Annotated in this window: 12 protein-coding genes; 6 read left to right on the top strand and 6 right to left on the bottom strand. The window is 49.3% G+C overall.

The genetic code is table 11. The features are described 5' to 3' along the window. Nucleotides 1–5: 5 nt before the first annotated feature. Entirely contained in the window at nt 6–2,735 is a 2,730-nt protein-coding gene (locus D9T21_RS01875; RefSeq protein WP_123323466.1) for a glycoside hydrolase family 3 C-terminal domain-containing protein, read from the bottom strand. A gap of 273 nt (nt 2,736–3,008) precedes the next feature. On the opposite strand from D9T21_RS01875, the gene D9T21_RS01870 reads away from it, so the two are divergent. From D9T21_RS01870 to D9T21_RS01860, 3 genes are read left to right on the top strand one after another with little or no spacing between them, the layout of a single operon-like run. Continuing rightward, complete coding sequence (locus D9T21_RS01870) at nt 3,009–3,920, top strand: acyltransferase (RefSeq protein ID WP_123323525.1); 912 nt, start codon at nt 3,009–3,011, stop codon at nt 3,918–3,920. Nucleotides 3,921–3,923: 3 nt separating this feature from the next. Then, nucleotides 3,924–4,817 carry an acyltransferase gene (locus D9T21_RS01865; RefSeq protein WP_123323465.1) on the top strand — a complete coding sequence of 298 codons (894 nt, stop codon included), beginning with the start codon at nt 3,924–3,926 and terminating at the stop codon, nt 4,815–4,817. Nucleotides 4,818–4,821: 4 nt separating this feature from the next. Beyond that, complete coding sequence (locus D9T21_RS01860; protein WP_123323464.1) at nt 4,822–6,126, top strand: mechanosensitive ion channel family protein; 1,305 nt, start codon at nt 4,822–4,824, stop codon at nt 6,124–6,126. Between the two features lie 400 nt (nt 6,127–6,526). Here the strand turns inward: D9T21_RS01860 and D9T21_RS01855 are convergent, their stop codons facing one another. Then, a complete protein-coding gene (locus tag D9T21_RS01855) occupies nt 6,527–6,718 on the bottom strand; it encodes a hypothetical protein (RefSeq protein ID WP_123323463.1) in 192 nt (63 codons plus the stop codon). 259 nt (nt 6,719–6,977) lie between these two features. On the opposite strand from D9T21_RS01855, the gene D9T21_RS01850 reads away from it, so the two are divergent. Continuing rightward, entirely contained in the window at nt 6,978–7,781 is an 804-nt protein-coding gene (locus D9T21_RS01850) for a YggN family protein (RefSeq protein WP_123323462.1), read from the top strand. 54 nt (nt 7,782–7,835) lie between these two features. Continuing rightward, complete coding sequence (locus D9T21_RS01845; protein ID WP_123323461.1) at nt 7,836–8,672, top strand: SDR family oxidoreductase; 837 nt, start codon at nt 7,836–7,838, stop codon at nt 8,670–8,672. An 18-nt stretch (nt 8,673–8,690) separates the two neighbouring features. On the opposite strand, the gene D9T21_RS01840 is transcribed toward D9T21_RS01845, so the two are convergent. From D9T21_RS01840 to D9T21_RS01830, 3 genes are all read right to left on the bottom strand, one after another. Further along, on the bottom strand, nt 8,691–10,112 hold the full coding sequence (locus D9T21_RS01840) for a sodium-dependent transporter (RefSeq protein WP_123323460.1): 1,422 nt from the start codon (nt 10,110–10,112) through the stop codon (nt 8,691–8,693). Nucleotides 10,113–10,306: 194 nt separating this feature from the next. Next, nucleotides 10,307–11,026 (bottom strand): SDR family NAD(P)-dependent oxidoreductase, encoded by a 720-nt coding sequence (locus D9T21_RS01835; protein WP_123323459.1) that lies wholly within the window; start codon nt 11,024–11,026, stop codon nt 10,307–10,309. Then, nucleotides 11,023–11,430 carry a thiol-disulfide oxidoreductase DCC family protein gene (locus D9T21_RS01830; RefSeq protein ID WP_123323458.1) on the bottom strand — a complete coding sequence of 136 codons (408 nt, stop codon included), beginning with the start codon at nt 11,428–11,430 and terminating at the stop codon, nt 11,023–11,025. Before D9T21_RS01830 ends, D9T21_RS01835 begins: the two co-directional genes overlap by 4 nt. Before the next feature lie 93 nt (nt 11,431–11,523). Between D9T21_RS01830 and msrA the strand changes: the two genes are divergently transcribed. Beyond that, nucleotides 11,524–12,075 carry a peptide-methionine (S)-S-oxide reductase MsrA gene (gene msrA / locus D9T21_RS01825; protein WP_123323457.1) on the top strand — a complete coding sequence of 184 codons (552 nt, stop codon included), beginning with the start codon at nt 11,524–11,526 and terminating at the stop codon, nt 12,073–12,075. Nucleotides 12,076–12,115: 40 nt separating this feature from the next. Here the strand turns inward: msrA and D9T21_RS01820 are convergent, their stop codons facing one another. Continuing rightward, nucleotides 12,116–13,258 (bottom strand): hypothetical protein, encoded by a 1,143-nt coding sequence (locus D9T21_RS01820; protein WP_123323456.1) that lies wholly within the window; start codon nt 13,256–13,258, stop codon nt 12,116–12,118. Nucleotides 13,259–13,368: the final 110 nt, after the last annotated feature.

The raw sequence follows: 13,368 nt of genomic DNA, 5'->3' as shown, positions 1-13,368 counted from the left end.
CTCCTCTACTGCACATCAATACGGGTATGGGCAACTTTTTCCGGCTTACCGTAGCCTGGCTGACCATCGCCCATGTATACATCGAGCGCACCGGTATAAGGGACTTTTTGCCCTTGCTCGTTGATATAGACCAACTCGTCTGCACTCAGCGTAAGTGAAACCGTCTGCGCTTCACCTGCGCCAATCTGCGTACGGGTAAAGCCTTTAAGACTAAGTTTAGGTGTATCTACCGGAGCATCCGGCATGCTCACATAAACCTGAGTAACCTGACTGGCAGCCTGTTCCCCCAGGTTGCTAAGCTCTACCTGCAGCGTTAAATCCTCACCAGAAGCCAGCGATTCGGGGGCTTGTAAGTTGCTATATTGCATGGCGCTGTAACCAAGGCCATAACCGAAAGGATAAAGTACATCGCCTTCGAAGTAACGGTAGGTCCGATTCGCCATGGCATAATCGTCCAGCGGCGCAAACCCATCAAGATTCTTGTAGAAGGTAACCGGCAGGCGACCCGAAGGATTCACTTCCCCCCACAGAATTCGCGCCAGAGCTGTACCGGTAGCTTCACCCGGATAGAATGCCTGAATGATCGCATCAACATTTTGCTGCTCCCAGTTAAGCGCCATGGCACTGCCACTGAAGTTAACCAGTACCACCGGCTTACCGAGTTTTTCCACCGCTTTGATCAGAGCCTGTTGCTCTGCGGGTAGAGCAATACTGGTGCGATCGCCATAGTTAAAGCCTTCCAGCTTAACCGGCATTTCTTCCCCTTCAATACGAGGAGAAATCCCCACCGCCATTACTACCACATCGGCGTTGGCCGCTTTAGCAAGAGCTTGCTCCTGCAGCGCCTGGCTTTCATTCACCCAGCGCAACTGCCAATCTGCCCGCAGACCGCCAGCGGTGTTACTAACCGGATTGGATACCACCCTATGACTAACCTTAAAGTCGTAGCTTTCGTTTGCCTTAAGCTCCACCGCGCCGGTTACCACTTCACCGTTAAGCGTCACTTCACCCGGCCCATCGAATCGGTAACTGCCCGACTCCTGTGGCACCAGCTGGCCACTCGCCACCATAGCAAAGTCATCCAGCCACTTACCGCTAACCGGCGAACGCAGGTTACGCATTTGCAATTTATTCAGTACCTCAGAATGTATTGCACTACCGGTTTGCCTGGCTGGCACCCTTAATGAAGAGAAATCGGTGATAGCTTCACGCGCGACCGCATAGTATTCCACCTTCACGCCGGGGCTTAATTCACCAGATTCATCGCGGTGGAATAACACTGATTCATCGAGGATTTGCCAGTGGCCGTAAATGTCGTCAATCAGGGCACTGCCGGGAGCATAAGGCACCGCTGCATTGCCTGTGTAGTTTTTGATGCCCTGAAGTACGGTAACCGGATTAACCGGCAGACCATTGTAATTACCCAGCAGCACATCCTGATTATCCGCGTTGGGCCCAATCACTGCCACTTTAACGCCCGGCTGAAGAGGCAACACGCCGTTGTTTTTCAGTAATACCAGGGAGCGTTCCGATGCTTTTTGCGTAAGGGCCAGATGCTCTTCTGTTCCCACTACCTCCAGCGGAATATCAGCAAAAGGAACGCTACTATCCGGGTCGAACATGCCCAGTTTAAAGCGGGTCATCATCAGACGGCCTACAGCCTGATCTATCAACGACTCCTCAATAAATCCTTTTTGTACGGCAAAGGTAAGGTTGGCATAACTGCTCAGGCGTCCGGTGCCGCAGTTCAGATCAGTCCCACTCTTTACTGCCCAAGCTGCGGCAGCAGCAGGCGAGCGCGTTACATTGTGGGCTTTAGGATCGTAAAAATCGGCAATTGCGCCACAATCAGACATTACATGACCATCAAACTGGTAACTGCCGCGCAGAATATCTTTGAGTAAGCGGTCGGAACCACAGGCCGGGGCACCGTTGACCCGGTTATAGGCACACATAACCGCCTCTACATCGGCTTCCACTACCGCCTTCTCAAAAGCCGGTAAGTAGGTTTCGAACAGGTCTTTATCCGATACCACATAATCATCGGAATGGCGTGAGACTTCCGGCCCGTTGTGCACGGCAAAGTGCTTGGCGGTGGCAGCCGTTTTTAGATAGGTGTCATCATCACCCTGTAAACCATTGATGAACGCCACGCCTAGTTCCCCGGTCAGGTAAGGATCTTCACCATAGGTTTCCTGACCTCGTCCCCAGCGCGGATCACGGAAAATATTAATATTTGGCGACCAGTAAGTTAATCCGGTATAGCGATAACTCAACCCACGTTCCTTGAAGGCATGGTGCTTTGCGCGGCCTTCATCAGAAATGACCGTGGCAATCTCATTTAACAGCTCCCGGTCCCACATTGCAGCCATACCAATGGCCTGGGGAAACACCGTTGCCTCACCCGCCCGGGCTACACCATGCAGGGCTTCATTCCAATAATCGTAGGCCGGTACATCGAGCCGTTCAATCGCCGGTGCATCGTTGTACATTTGGGCCACTTTTTCTGCCAGTGACATTCTGCCCACCAAATCATCGACCCTTTGATTCATTGGTAACGACGTATCCTGATACGGCAGAACCTGTTCAGTTTGTGAGTCATTACTCTCGCTATTACTCATTGTATTATTGCTTTCGTTACAAGCAGTGAGGGTAAGCGCCAGCGTCAGCCAGGTTGCCAGCCGGCATTTGGCCAACAGGTCGATATTGCTTTTTTTGTGGATGGGTAGTTTCATCAGATGCCTCAACAATTGAATTAGAGGCACCATACCTGATGGGGTATCAGGCACAATCGAAGGACGGCAAAACGTAAACAAAAAGTTAAAAAACGCTAGACTTCAGTTTGAGTTGTACTTCATCCAATTTGCTTTTTACTGGCACACATCAGACGTTTTAACAGTGATAATGAAAACGTCGGTTGAATGGACTTTTATAACCACTTAACTCGATTAAGTATCGGTTTTAAGCCCGGTTTACGTTACACTGTGCTCAATTTTGCAACTGGTAAGATGACTGTAGTGAAAACCCTATTACATAGCCTCAACGGCGCGCTGTCGGCGCTACTTTATGGGCTCAACACGCTATTCTGGGTACCATTGGTATTAGCCCTGGCGGTGTTAAAGCTTGTTGTTCCGCTTAAACCCTGGCGGACTTTGATGACCTATCTGCTGGATGCCTGCGCCGTAGGCTGGATAAGCGTTAATAACTTTAATCAGCGACTATTCAGCAGAACAACGCTGGAAGTCTCAGGGCTGGAAGGCCTGGCCCGGAATGACTGGTATCTGGTAATCGCCAATCATCAGTCCTGGGTCGACATTTTATTACTTCAGCGAGTATTTAACCGCGAAATCCCGTTTTTAAAGTTTTTCCTTAAACAGCAACTGATCTGGGTGCCCTTTTTAGGTCTGGCCTGGTGGGCGCTGGACTTTCCTTTTATGCGCCGCTACAGCAAGTCGTTTCTGGCCAAAAACCCGCATTTGAAAGGAAAAGACATGGAAACTACCAAAAAGGCGTGTGAAAAGTTTCAGTACAAACCCACCAGCATTATGAACTTTGTGGAAGGCACACGCTTCACCAAAGAAAAACATGCCCGTCAGGCATCGCCCTTTAAGCATCTGTTAAAACCCAAGGCCGGCGGCATTGCTTTTGTTCTTAACGCCATGGGCGGTCAGCTTCATCAGTTAATTGATGTCACCATTTTTTATCCCGCCGGTACACCCTCTTTCTGGGATTTTATTAATGGTTCGGTCAGTAAGATAAAATTGCACGTAGACGTGAAGCCTTTGAAAGGTCTGTTTCCGGAAGATGTAAAGGTGATGGACTATTTTGAAAACCCCGAGCAACGGGCCCGTTTTCAGCAATGGCTCAATCAGCAGTGGCAGGCAAAAGACCAACGCCTGGAAAACTGGAAGACGGTGTAAGTAATGCTTAGAGTAGTACTGGCACCACTGATATTCGCAATCCATTTGCCGTTACAACTGGCCAACCTGGCCCTGTGGGGCGGGCTGGTTATTGTGTTTGGTTTACTGCGCTTTTTACTGCCGATTGGCGCAGTGCAACGAGCGCTGGCACCGCTGATGAACTTCTTTATGCTGTGTTTTGGTAAATGCAGTTTAGCGCTGATCCGGCTGTTTAATCCGGTCATCCTTGATTACCGGGTGCGGGGTGAGCTAAGTAAAGAAAACTGGTACCTGATAGTTGCCAATCACCTGAGCTATCTGGATATTGTCCTGCTCATCGAGTTTTCGGCCTTTCGGATCCCGGCACCCAAGTTCTTTCTGAAACAAGAACTGATCTGGTTACCCTTTGTAGGTCTCGCAGCCTGGGCGCTGGAAATGCCGTTTATGAAACGCTATTCGGCAGCCTATCTGAAAAAATACCCGCACAAACGGGGCGCCGATATCGAAACCACCAAACGCTACTGCCAGAAGTTTCGCCATAAACCCACTACTGTGATCAACTTTGTGGAAGGGACCCGATTTACCCCGGCCAAGCATGCCAGTAAACAAAGCCCCTACCAACACTTGTTGCCGCCAAAGGCCGGCGGTATCGCCTTTACCCTGGCAACCATGGGCGAGTTGTTCACCAATATTCTGGATATCTCACTGCTGTATCCGGATAATCCAAAGCATCCGATGCTGGCCATGTTAAGCGGTCAAATGCGACGAATCGTTGTAGATGTTAATGTGGTTGACATTCCGGCCGAAGCCATTGGCGATTATTATACCGATGAACAGTTTAAAGCCGGTTTCCAGCAATGGGTAAATACCCTGTGGCAGGACAAAGACCGCAACATTGATTGGATTAAAAAAGGGTAACTAAATGGTCACAGCGGAAACGCTTCGTGAAAACTTCGTTGAGCTGCTCAGGCAGGTGGATACTGATATCGTATTAAACGGTTCGCTGTATAACAGCTTTTCGTTATTGCTGATATTTGTGCTGGCTATCACCGGCCTGTTAGTTAGCAGAATCGTACTGAACTCGGTTGTTACCCGCTGGATCCTGAAAAGCAAAACCCACTGGGATGATGCGCTGCACAGCCACGGTTTTTTCAAACGATTAATTCACCTGACTCCGGCACTGATTATCTTTGCCAGCACCCACGTACTGCTCACCATCGACAGCCTGCTGTATACCGTTCTGTTGAAATGCTCACTGCTGTACCTGATGACCGTAGCAGCACTGTCTGTCAGCGCTTTACTCAATACATTTGAAGACTGGTATAACTCTACCCCTTTTGCTGCACAAGCCTCGATTACCGGCTTTGTGCAGGTGGCCAAGCTGGTACTGTTTATTGTACTGATGCTACTGAGCGTATCGCTGATTGTAGAGCGCAGCCCGCTGTTGTTGCTCTCCGGCTTAACGGCTATCGCCGCAGTATTGCTGCTGATATTCCGCGACACCATTCTGGGTTTTGTGGCAGGTATTCAGATTACGGCTAACCGGTTATTTACCAATGGCGACTGGATCCAGGTTGATAAATTTGGCGTTGACGGCGAGATCATCGAACTGGGTTTAACCAACGTTAAAGTAAGAAACTGGGATAACACTATTTCCACTATCCCTACCTACTCACTAACTAATGAAGCGATTAAAAACTGGCGTGGTATGCAGGAATCAGGCGGGCGACGCATCAAGCGTGCAATGTATATTGATATCCATTCTATCTGCCTGTATGACGAGAAAAGCCTGCAAAAAGTAGCCAAAATCCGCTTTATTGCCGATTACATCAAAAGCAAAATTGATGAATTACAACGCTACCATAAAGATAATTCCATTGATGAAGGCGACTTGCTCAATCGCCGCGCATTAACCAATATCGGTACTTTTCGCGCCTATCTGGAAGCCTATTTAAACAAACACCCAAAGATTAACCAGGACATGACGCTGATGGTGCGGCAGTTGCCGCCTAATGAGTTAGGATTGCCCTTAGAAGTGTATTGCTTTTGTAGAGATAAGTCCTGGGTAGCCTATGAGAAGGTGCAGGCTGACATTTTCGACCACATTATGGCGATGCTGCCCTTATTCGACCTGAGAGCCTACCAACGCGACAGCCATTTAGCGGCACTGTCTGGCCCTGCACCTCAAAGCCAGCCAGATGAAGCACCTGAGGCCATAAAAGACTGACAAAAGCATTCACCTTGTAAGATAAGGGCTTTAAATTGCCTATGCCAAGGACTTACTTTGTTTGAGTCGAAGAAAGACTAATAATTTCGCCCTTCTTCAGTGTTGTCATCGTCACTGGAAGACACAACAAACTAGAAGAATCATCATGGATGAGGATTCAGTTGATGCGGCACATGGATGTGCCGTCATTGACGGTCTAGTTTGTTCTTCCAGTGACGATGACGCTTTTCACTGATAAGGGCCGACAACGATCTTTATACACCAGTCTTAGCTAACTCCTTGCTTCACTTTCAAATCGCCATCTTTAAGATAAAAACCAACCGAGTAGGCTATTTATTCTGAAAACAAAAAAGCGCTCAAGTGAGCGCTTTTTGTTTACCGAAAATCGGTGAGCTGTTAATTAGCCGATTACGTAGAGCATCAACAGGCTGACTACCAGGCCGCTAACGCCCAGGTAACCCATCTCAATACGCTCGTGAAGGGCTTCGCTGCCCTCTTTACCAGACATAAAGCCCATGACGATGCTGCTCATGCCTAAAGTAAACGCTACTAACGCAACACCAAATAAAATTGCATCAATCCAGTCACTCATAATCTTTACCCTATAAAAATTCTGCGCGTATTATGCACTAAGGAAACAAAAATGAACATGCGCAAAATCAATATTCCGCTGAATAATGAACATGGTCAAATACGCTAATAATTAGTGTTACTTCCAAAACAATAGGGAATAAATATGTAGCTTTAAAACCAATAAAAACATAACCCATTGTTTTGTATAAACTTAACAGATTGGCCTGTGAATTGCGATACGACATTCGTATTGTTTAAAAGCATAATTTAGGATAACCATGAAAACTGTTGCTGCATCATTGATTTTAACCACTGCTTTTATTGCCCAACCTGCGCTGGCACACGTTGAAGTCGATAATCAATGTAATATGGAACTGCACGGCTCGGTAACCTTTGACCATGGCGATCTGACCATTACCACCGAAAGTGGCGAAAAGGTTCTGATCACGCCAAGTCACCAGTTATATGTAGATAACCAGGCAGTTAATCTGGATAACGACGAACAACGCTGGGTGTCTGATTATTACAGCAGTATTGAAACCGCTATTCCTATGACAGTTGAAATTGCCCGCGACGGCATCAAGATTGCCAGCTTCGCCATTACCGAAGTATTCACTGAACTGCTGGGTGAAGATAACGACCTGGCTGAAGATTTTGATACGCTGTTTACTGACCTGTCGAATGAGATTGACGAGCGCTTTTACGCTGCCGACGGTACTTATAAGTTCGACAGCACTGGCCTCGATGGCGACTGGGCCGATGCCGCCTGGAGCGAAGAGTTTGATGACAAGATTGAATCGCTGGTAGAGCGTTCTACCGGTCACCTGTTAATGGCGATTGGTCGTCAGATGCTGTTTGAAGACGGTGATATGGACGCCTTTGCTAACCGTATGGAAAACTTTGGCGAAATGATTGAGCAACGCGTAGAAGGTGAAGCGGATGCGCTGGAAAGTAAAGCTGAAGCATTATGCACCGTGCTGGCTAAAGCAGACTATGCCGAATCACGCATGCAGAAGAATATCGCCGGATTATCTGGTCTGGATTTACTGGAAACCACCGGCAAATCGACCCTGAAACAATAATGAAATCGCTACCGGAAGTGTTAAGCTTTAGCAAAACAAACACCGGTAGCGTAAATGACATCTCAACAGGAAAATAAACTAATACTTTGTGGTTGTGGCTGGCTGGGAGGTTATCTCGCCAGCCATTTTCGTTCTCAGATGACTATCTACGGAACCACCCGCAGTGAAGACAAAGCCCGGGCATTAAGTCAGCAAGGTATTCAGGCCATCCCTTATACGCTGGGAGATAATCCTCAGGACCTGCTTGCGGTAGCCCCCGACAGCACTTTTGTTCTTAATATTCCACCAGGCAGACGCAATACCGATTTAAACCAATTTACCTCAGCCATGCAGCAACTGATATCGGCGTTGTATAACCAAGCTCCTCCCAAACAGCTCATTTTTATCAGTACCACATCGGTTTATGGCGATCAGGAAGGTGATATCACCACTGGTACCGCGCCAGCCCCGAACACCGCCTCTGGCGAAGCCCATGTTGAGATTGAGCAATGGCTTCAAAACACTGCGCCGGACTCGGGATACATATTGCGCCTGGCCGGTTTAACGGGGCCCGATCGGCATCCGGTAAAGACCCTGGCAGGCCGGACACTGAGCGGCGCAACTCAGGTAGTAAACCTGGTTCATGTTGATGATGTGGTAAAGGTGATAGAGGCGCTCTTAGTGCAAAAGCCCGCTAACAAGCTCTGGCATTTATGCAGCGATGAACACCCTATGCGCGGTGATTATTATCCGCAAATGGCAAAACGGCTGGGGTTACCAGCCGTTGAATTTAGTGACGAATTAACCAGCGCAAGCGTGCCTTCAGGTAAACATATCAACCCCGGGGCAACCCTTACCGGCCTGGGGATAACGCTTAATTACCCCACCCCCTGGACAATGCAGCCGGCCTGATGGCCGGCCTGGCCTAGACTATCCAAACAGACTGACACCGAAATATTTCAGCGCCACGGTATTAACGAAGATCACCGCCAGGATAAGCGGAATAAACGTACCTACCGAAATATCCACATAGCGTTCGACCCAGCTACCTTTGTAGTTGGGGGCGCCAACCTGCAATGCCTTGTTAAAGTTATGGCGTTTCCAGCGATACATCACAAAAATACAGATCAGTAATCCGTTGAGTGGCAAAATCGTGTCGTAGAACACGTCATATACGACATCGAAGAAAGACTTATCCGCTCCCGCATAGGCGGTGAATGAAGTCAGAGCCGGCACAAAGCCAAACGACAATGCACACAGCGCGGCGAAGATAACCAGCAGAGCGCCTAGTACTACCAGCGACTTGCGACGGCTGTAGTCTTTTTCATCCATTAACGCAGCCACGGGCACCTCAAAGATAGAGACCAGGGAGGTTATGGCGGCAAAGAAAACCAGCAGGAAGAATATGCTGGCCACGATACTGGCGCCAATAAATCCGATGCTGGTTTGCAGTGCCAGAAAAATCTGCGGCAAAAATGAGAAAATCATACTAATTGATGACTCACTCAGCTCGTTAGGATCGATATTCGGATTAAACGAGAATATCGCTGGCAGGATCATCAGACCGGCGGTAAACGCCACCGCGGTATCGGTGATAGCCACCAGCTTGGCCGAGTTAGGGATGTCAGACTGGTTATCTATGTAACTACCATAGGTAATCATGATCCCCATGCCCAGACTTAATGAGAAGAAAGCCTGCGACAGGGCGCCGTTGATAACCGAGGCATTAATTTTGCTGAAATCCGGTACCAGATAAAAGCTCACACCAGCCATAGCGTTGTCGCGTGTCAGCACGAAAATCACCAGTAAAACCAGCATCACAAACAAGGTGGGCATGAGTAGCTTGGCCGCTTTTTCGATACCTTGCTTAACACCGCCCTGTAAGATGCCGTACATAATGCCCAGCACCGCAGCCATGTAAGCGAATATCACCGGCGAGTTGATAAAATTACCAAAGGTACTCGGATCGGCGAGTAACTCTAAATCGCCGGTCACCGCATAAAACAGGTAGCCAAATATCCATACCGTGATTACCAGATAAAACACGGCAATCATAAAGGGCGTAACAATGGATAACCAACCGGCTATCTTCCACTTTGCCGAGTTGCCGGTAAGATCAGAATAGGCTCCCAGCGGATCTTTCTTGGTATGCCGTCCCACCGACATTTCAGCCATCATTACCGGTAAACAAATAGCGAATACAAAAATGGCATACATCAGCAGGAATGCGCCGCCACCATTTTTTGCAGCGCCTACCGGAAATCCCACCAGGTTGCCAATACCTACCGCAGAGCCTGCGGCGGCCAGAATAAATCCAAGGCGCGATCCGAACTGTTCTCTGGTCCCGCTCATATAAGTTCCTCTTGTGATTTTTATTGTTGCTTTATTTCGGAACGGTGCGCACAACTTCTTTTATTGGTAATGACGGTTGGCTGCGTCCTGTCGTCCGATTTTTTCCAATTGGCATACTATCAATACCCTGTAAAAAAGTCTTGGGTTTCATCGGAAGCAATCAGCCAGCGGGCGGGTAACGCTGTACGCGCAACTTACCAGGGGATGGGTTTGTTGTCCCAGTCGAGGAAATAAGGACTGTGTTCTACTTTGCGTTGCTGAATCATGGCAACCAGTTGCTGCGCAGTAAACTCAGGCGTAAACAGTTTTTCAGGTTTTACGTTACGCTGAAAAGGCTCGGATAGCTGCGAGTCCACCGTGCCCGGATGATAGCAAATCAGACTGGTATGTTTGGCTCGCCGCTTATATTCCACCGCAGCGGTTTTAACCAGCATATTGAGCGCCGCCTTTGAGGCCCGGTACCCGTACCAGCCACCGAGGCCGTTATCTTCGATACTACCTACCCGGGCGCTCAGCACGGTTAAAGTTGAATGCTCAGAAGGAAAAAAGCCTACCAGCTGTTTTATCCACAGCATCGGCAGCACAGTGTTAATGGCAAAGTAGTGTTGCAGAGCCTCAGACGTGATGTCTTCAAGCCGTTTTTCCGGCTGTACCTCGCTGTCGTGCAATATACCGGTGGTACACACCACATGGTGAAACTGCATGTCGTGTTGCTTACATTCTGCCAGCCAGTCTGCAATCGCCTGCTCATCCGTTGTATCCAGCTGTACTGATTTGAGGTTTGCCTGCCCGTCGTCACTCTCCTGCGCCTGACGTGACACCGCGTAAACGGTAGCCTGTGGAAATACCTTGTGCATTTGCTGCGCAATGGCCTTACCTATAGCGCCGCTACTGCCAATCACTAATACATTCATGTTTTTTTAAGCTCACACTGCTGGCAACGTTTTTGCCCGGTTAATAAGTAAGATATGCGGTAACGGTGTTTGGCAAACCACAGGTAAAATCGGTCAGCAAGCGGCTTTACCAGTGGCCAGCGCAATGGCGCATACAACCAGCCTTTTCCTACCAGCCGCCAGGCTTCATAGGTGACATCCAGGCCGATAAGCATGGTGCCATCAGCCCGCATAGCATGGATGCGGTCGTTCAGGGCCTGCCAATCAAGCTCGGGGTAGCGCTGATCAAAGTCCGCCGCCATAATATCGACAAAGCCAAGTTTATTATCTTGGTTAAGGCGTTTCAGATGGCGCATTTCTATGGCGCACAGCGGGCAACCGCCGTCATAGAATATGGTGAGTTGTGGAGTTGTATTTGTATTCATGCCTGCTTATACGCACAAATTTATCGCCTGGATGACTTGAAGATCACGCTTTGCGCCACCACACTTCATGCATAACAAAAACGCGGAGTTTTTATGACAACCACAGCGACAGAAACCACAGCAACTGCCACCCTGGCCGGCGGCTGCTTCTGGTGTATCGAATCAGCTTTTAACCAGGTTCAGGGCATTAAACTGGCAACTTCCGGCTACGCCGGCGGCCACACTGATTCACCCAGCTATGAGGCCGTTTGTAAAGGTGATACCGGCCATGCAGAAGTAGTACAGCTGACTTACTATCCTGACCAAATCAGTTATCGGGAAATACTTGAAATCTTTTTTGCACTGCACGATCCAACCCAGTTAAACCGTCAGGGTAATGATGTGGGCACGCAGTATCGCAGTGCGGTGTTCTATCATGACGAAGAACAAAAAGCCGCAGCAGAAGCCATTATTCAGGAAATGACAGACGATAAGGTATGGCCGGATCCCATCGTGACCGAGGTAGTACCGTTATCCAACTATTCGGCTGCAGAAGATTATCATCAGTCTTATTTTAAAAATAATCCGCAAAACCAATACTGCGCAATGGTTGTCGCGCCAAAACTGGCAAAATTTAAAAAGACCTTTGCCGAGCGCCTGCGCTAATCAATTCGGGCTGGTTAAAGCCAGCCCGCTATATCTTTTCCTAATTAAACCAGCTGGCATCCAGCGGCATGCTGAACAACAGCGGTGCCATCCCCTCGTAACGACTACGGTTAGCCTCGCACTGCAGGTTCTTCATATAATTTACTTTCCATGGATCGTTTACCAGCCACAGGGTGTCACCAATCACCGCCAGCCCTTCGATTGAGGCATTGTCCATGACTTCCTGTGCAGCGCAGTTCTCCGGGTCGCCACCAGGCGCGGTAAATTGCAGGGCGATTTTCCGGGTGGGCTTTTCAGCCGCCGTATCAATGACCCACAACTCGTTATCGTTACGTGCCGCAGCAAGTAAAAAGCCGCTGGCTGCACCAGCAGGCTTATAATATTCCAACCCGTTGATTGGATGGCGACCACTGTCGAATGCCGGAACCTGCAGGCCCGGATCGGTGACTACGGCAAAATCAGTGCTGTCCCAGAAGCTATCATCCAGGGTCACCGAGAACACTCTGGGGTTGCCGGCATTATCCCGCTCAAGAGCCAGGTACATTGTGCGGTTCTGGCCCAGTGCCATGCCTTCAATGCCATCATTAGGAAAGTCTCCCACCGCATACTCGAGCGGAAACTGCAGAGGGCGCACATGTGTCATGGTAGCGTTGCCGCTATCGTGCTTTTCAATACGCACTAATAATGTGGGGTAATCGGTTGAACCGGTTGCCTCATAGCGCTGCTGGCAGCGGTCAGACATCGCGCCGGTGCGCGTGGCATCCTCAGTAACGGTGTAAAACACATTGGGTTGTTCGGGGTCGGCCACCAGCGCTTCTAAATCAGGCTCATCTGCCAGATACTGAGAGAAACAGCTGCGGCGAACACGGCTTGCCATGCCCATATCGTCCGGGCGCGGCGCCAGGGTGGCACTGGCAGGATCGATTCTGTGTAAACGACGGCGCTGGTACTCTTTTGCGCTACCATCGGAAATAGTGTAAAGCATCCCATCAACATGGGTCAGGCCGGAAGTTTGCGGATCCAGCATAACACCGCCGGCGGCCTCCATAATCCAGGCACCGGCAAGCACATGCTCCTGCGGCGCCGATTTTAATTCGTTTGTGGTTTCGGTAGGTTGCTTGTCGTTACTGCAGGCACTTAATAAGCCGGCGGCTAGCAGGCTTAAAAACCAGGCTGATTTCATTGTCAGGTCCAATCCATAGTCATTTTGCGCTTATCGTCGCTTACTGACTCACCGTGGTCAAGCCCGTTGAGCAAACGCCCTGAGCCGTTGAGCGCACTTGCCTGAAGCCA

The sequence above is a fragment of the Marisediminitalea oceani genome (genome assembly GCF_003731635.1).
In the GTDB taxonomy this organism is placed as follows: Bacteria; Pseudomonadota; Gammaproteobacteria; order Enterobacterales; family Alteromonadaceae; genus Alteromonas; species Alteromonas oceani.
This window is presented reverse-complemented; position numbering and strand designations above follow the sequence as displayed.

Coding starts and splice junctions, on each gene's coding strand:
- D9T21_RS01865 (WP_123323465.1), top strand. CDS start 3,924: ATGCTTAGAGTAGTACTGGCACCACTGATATTCGCAATCCATTTGCCG.
- D9T21_RS01835 (WP_123323459.1), bottom strand. CDS start 11,026: ATGAATGTATTAGTGATTGGCAGTAGCGGCGCTATAGGTAAGGCCATT.
- D9T21_RS01845 (WP_123323461.1), top strand. CDS start 7,836: ATGACATCTCAACAGGAAAATAAACTAATACTTTGTGGTTGTGGCTGG.
- D9T21_RS01855 (WP_123323463.1), bottom strand. CDS start 6,718: ATGAGTGACTGGATTGATGCAATTTTATTTGGTGTTGCGTTAGTAGCG.
- D9T21_RS01850 (WP_123323462.1), top strand. CDS start 6,978: ATGAAAACTGTTGCTGCATCATTGATTTTAACCACTGCTTTTATTGCC.
- D9T21_RS01860 (WP_123323464.1), top strand. CDS start 4,822: ATGGTCACAGCGGAAACGCTTCGTGAAAACTTCGTTGAGCTGCTCAGG.
- msrA (WP_123323457.1), top strand. CDS start 11,524: ATGACAACCACAGCGACAGAAACCACAGCAACTGCCACCCTGGCCGGC.
- D9T21_RS01870 (WP_123323525.1), top strand. CDS start 3,009: ATGACTGTAGTGAAAACCCTATTACATAGCCTCAACGGCGCGCTGTCG.
- D9T21_RS01820 (WP_123323456.1), bottom strand. CDS start 13,258: ATGAAATCAGCCTGGTTTTTAAGCCTGCTAGCCGCCGGCTTATTAAGT.
- D9T21_RS01830 (WP_123323458.1), bottom strand. CDS start 11,430: ATGAATACAAATACAACTCCACAACTCACCATATTCTATGACGGCGGT.
- D9T21_RS01840 (WP_123323460.1), bottom strand. CDS start 10,112: ATGAGCGGGACCAGAGAACAGTTCGGATCGCGCCTTGGATTTATTCTG.
- D9T21_RS01875 (WP_123323466.1), bottom strand. CDS start 2,735: ATGAAACTACCCATCCACAAAAAAAGCAATATCGACCTGTTGGCCAAA.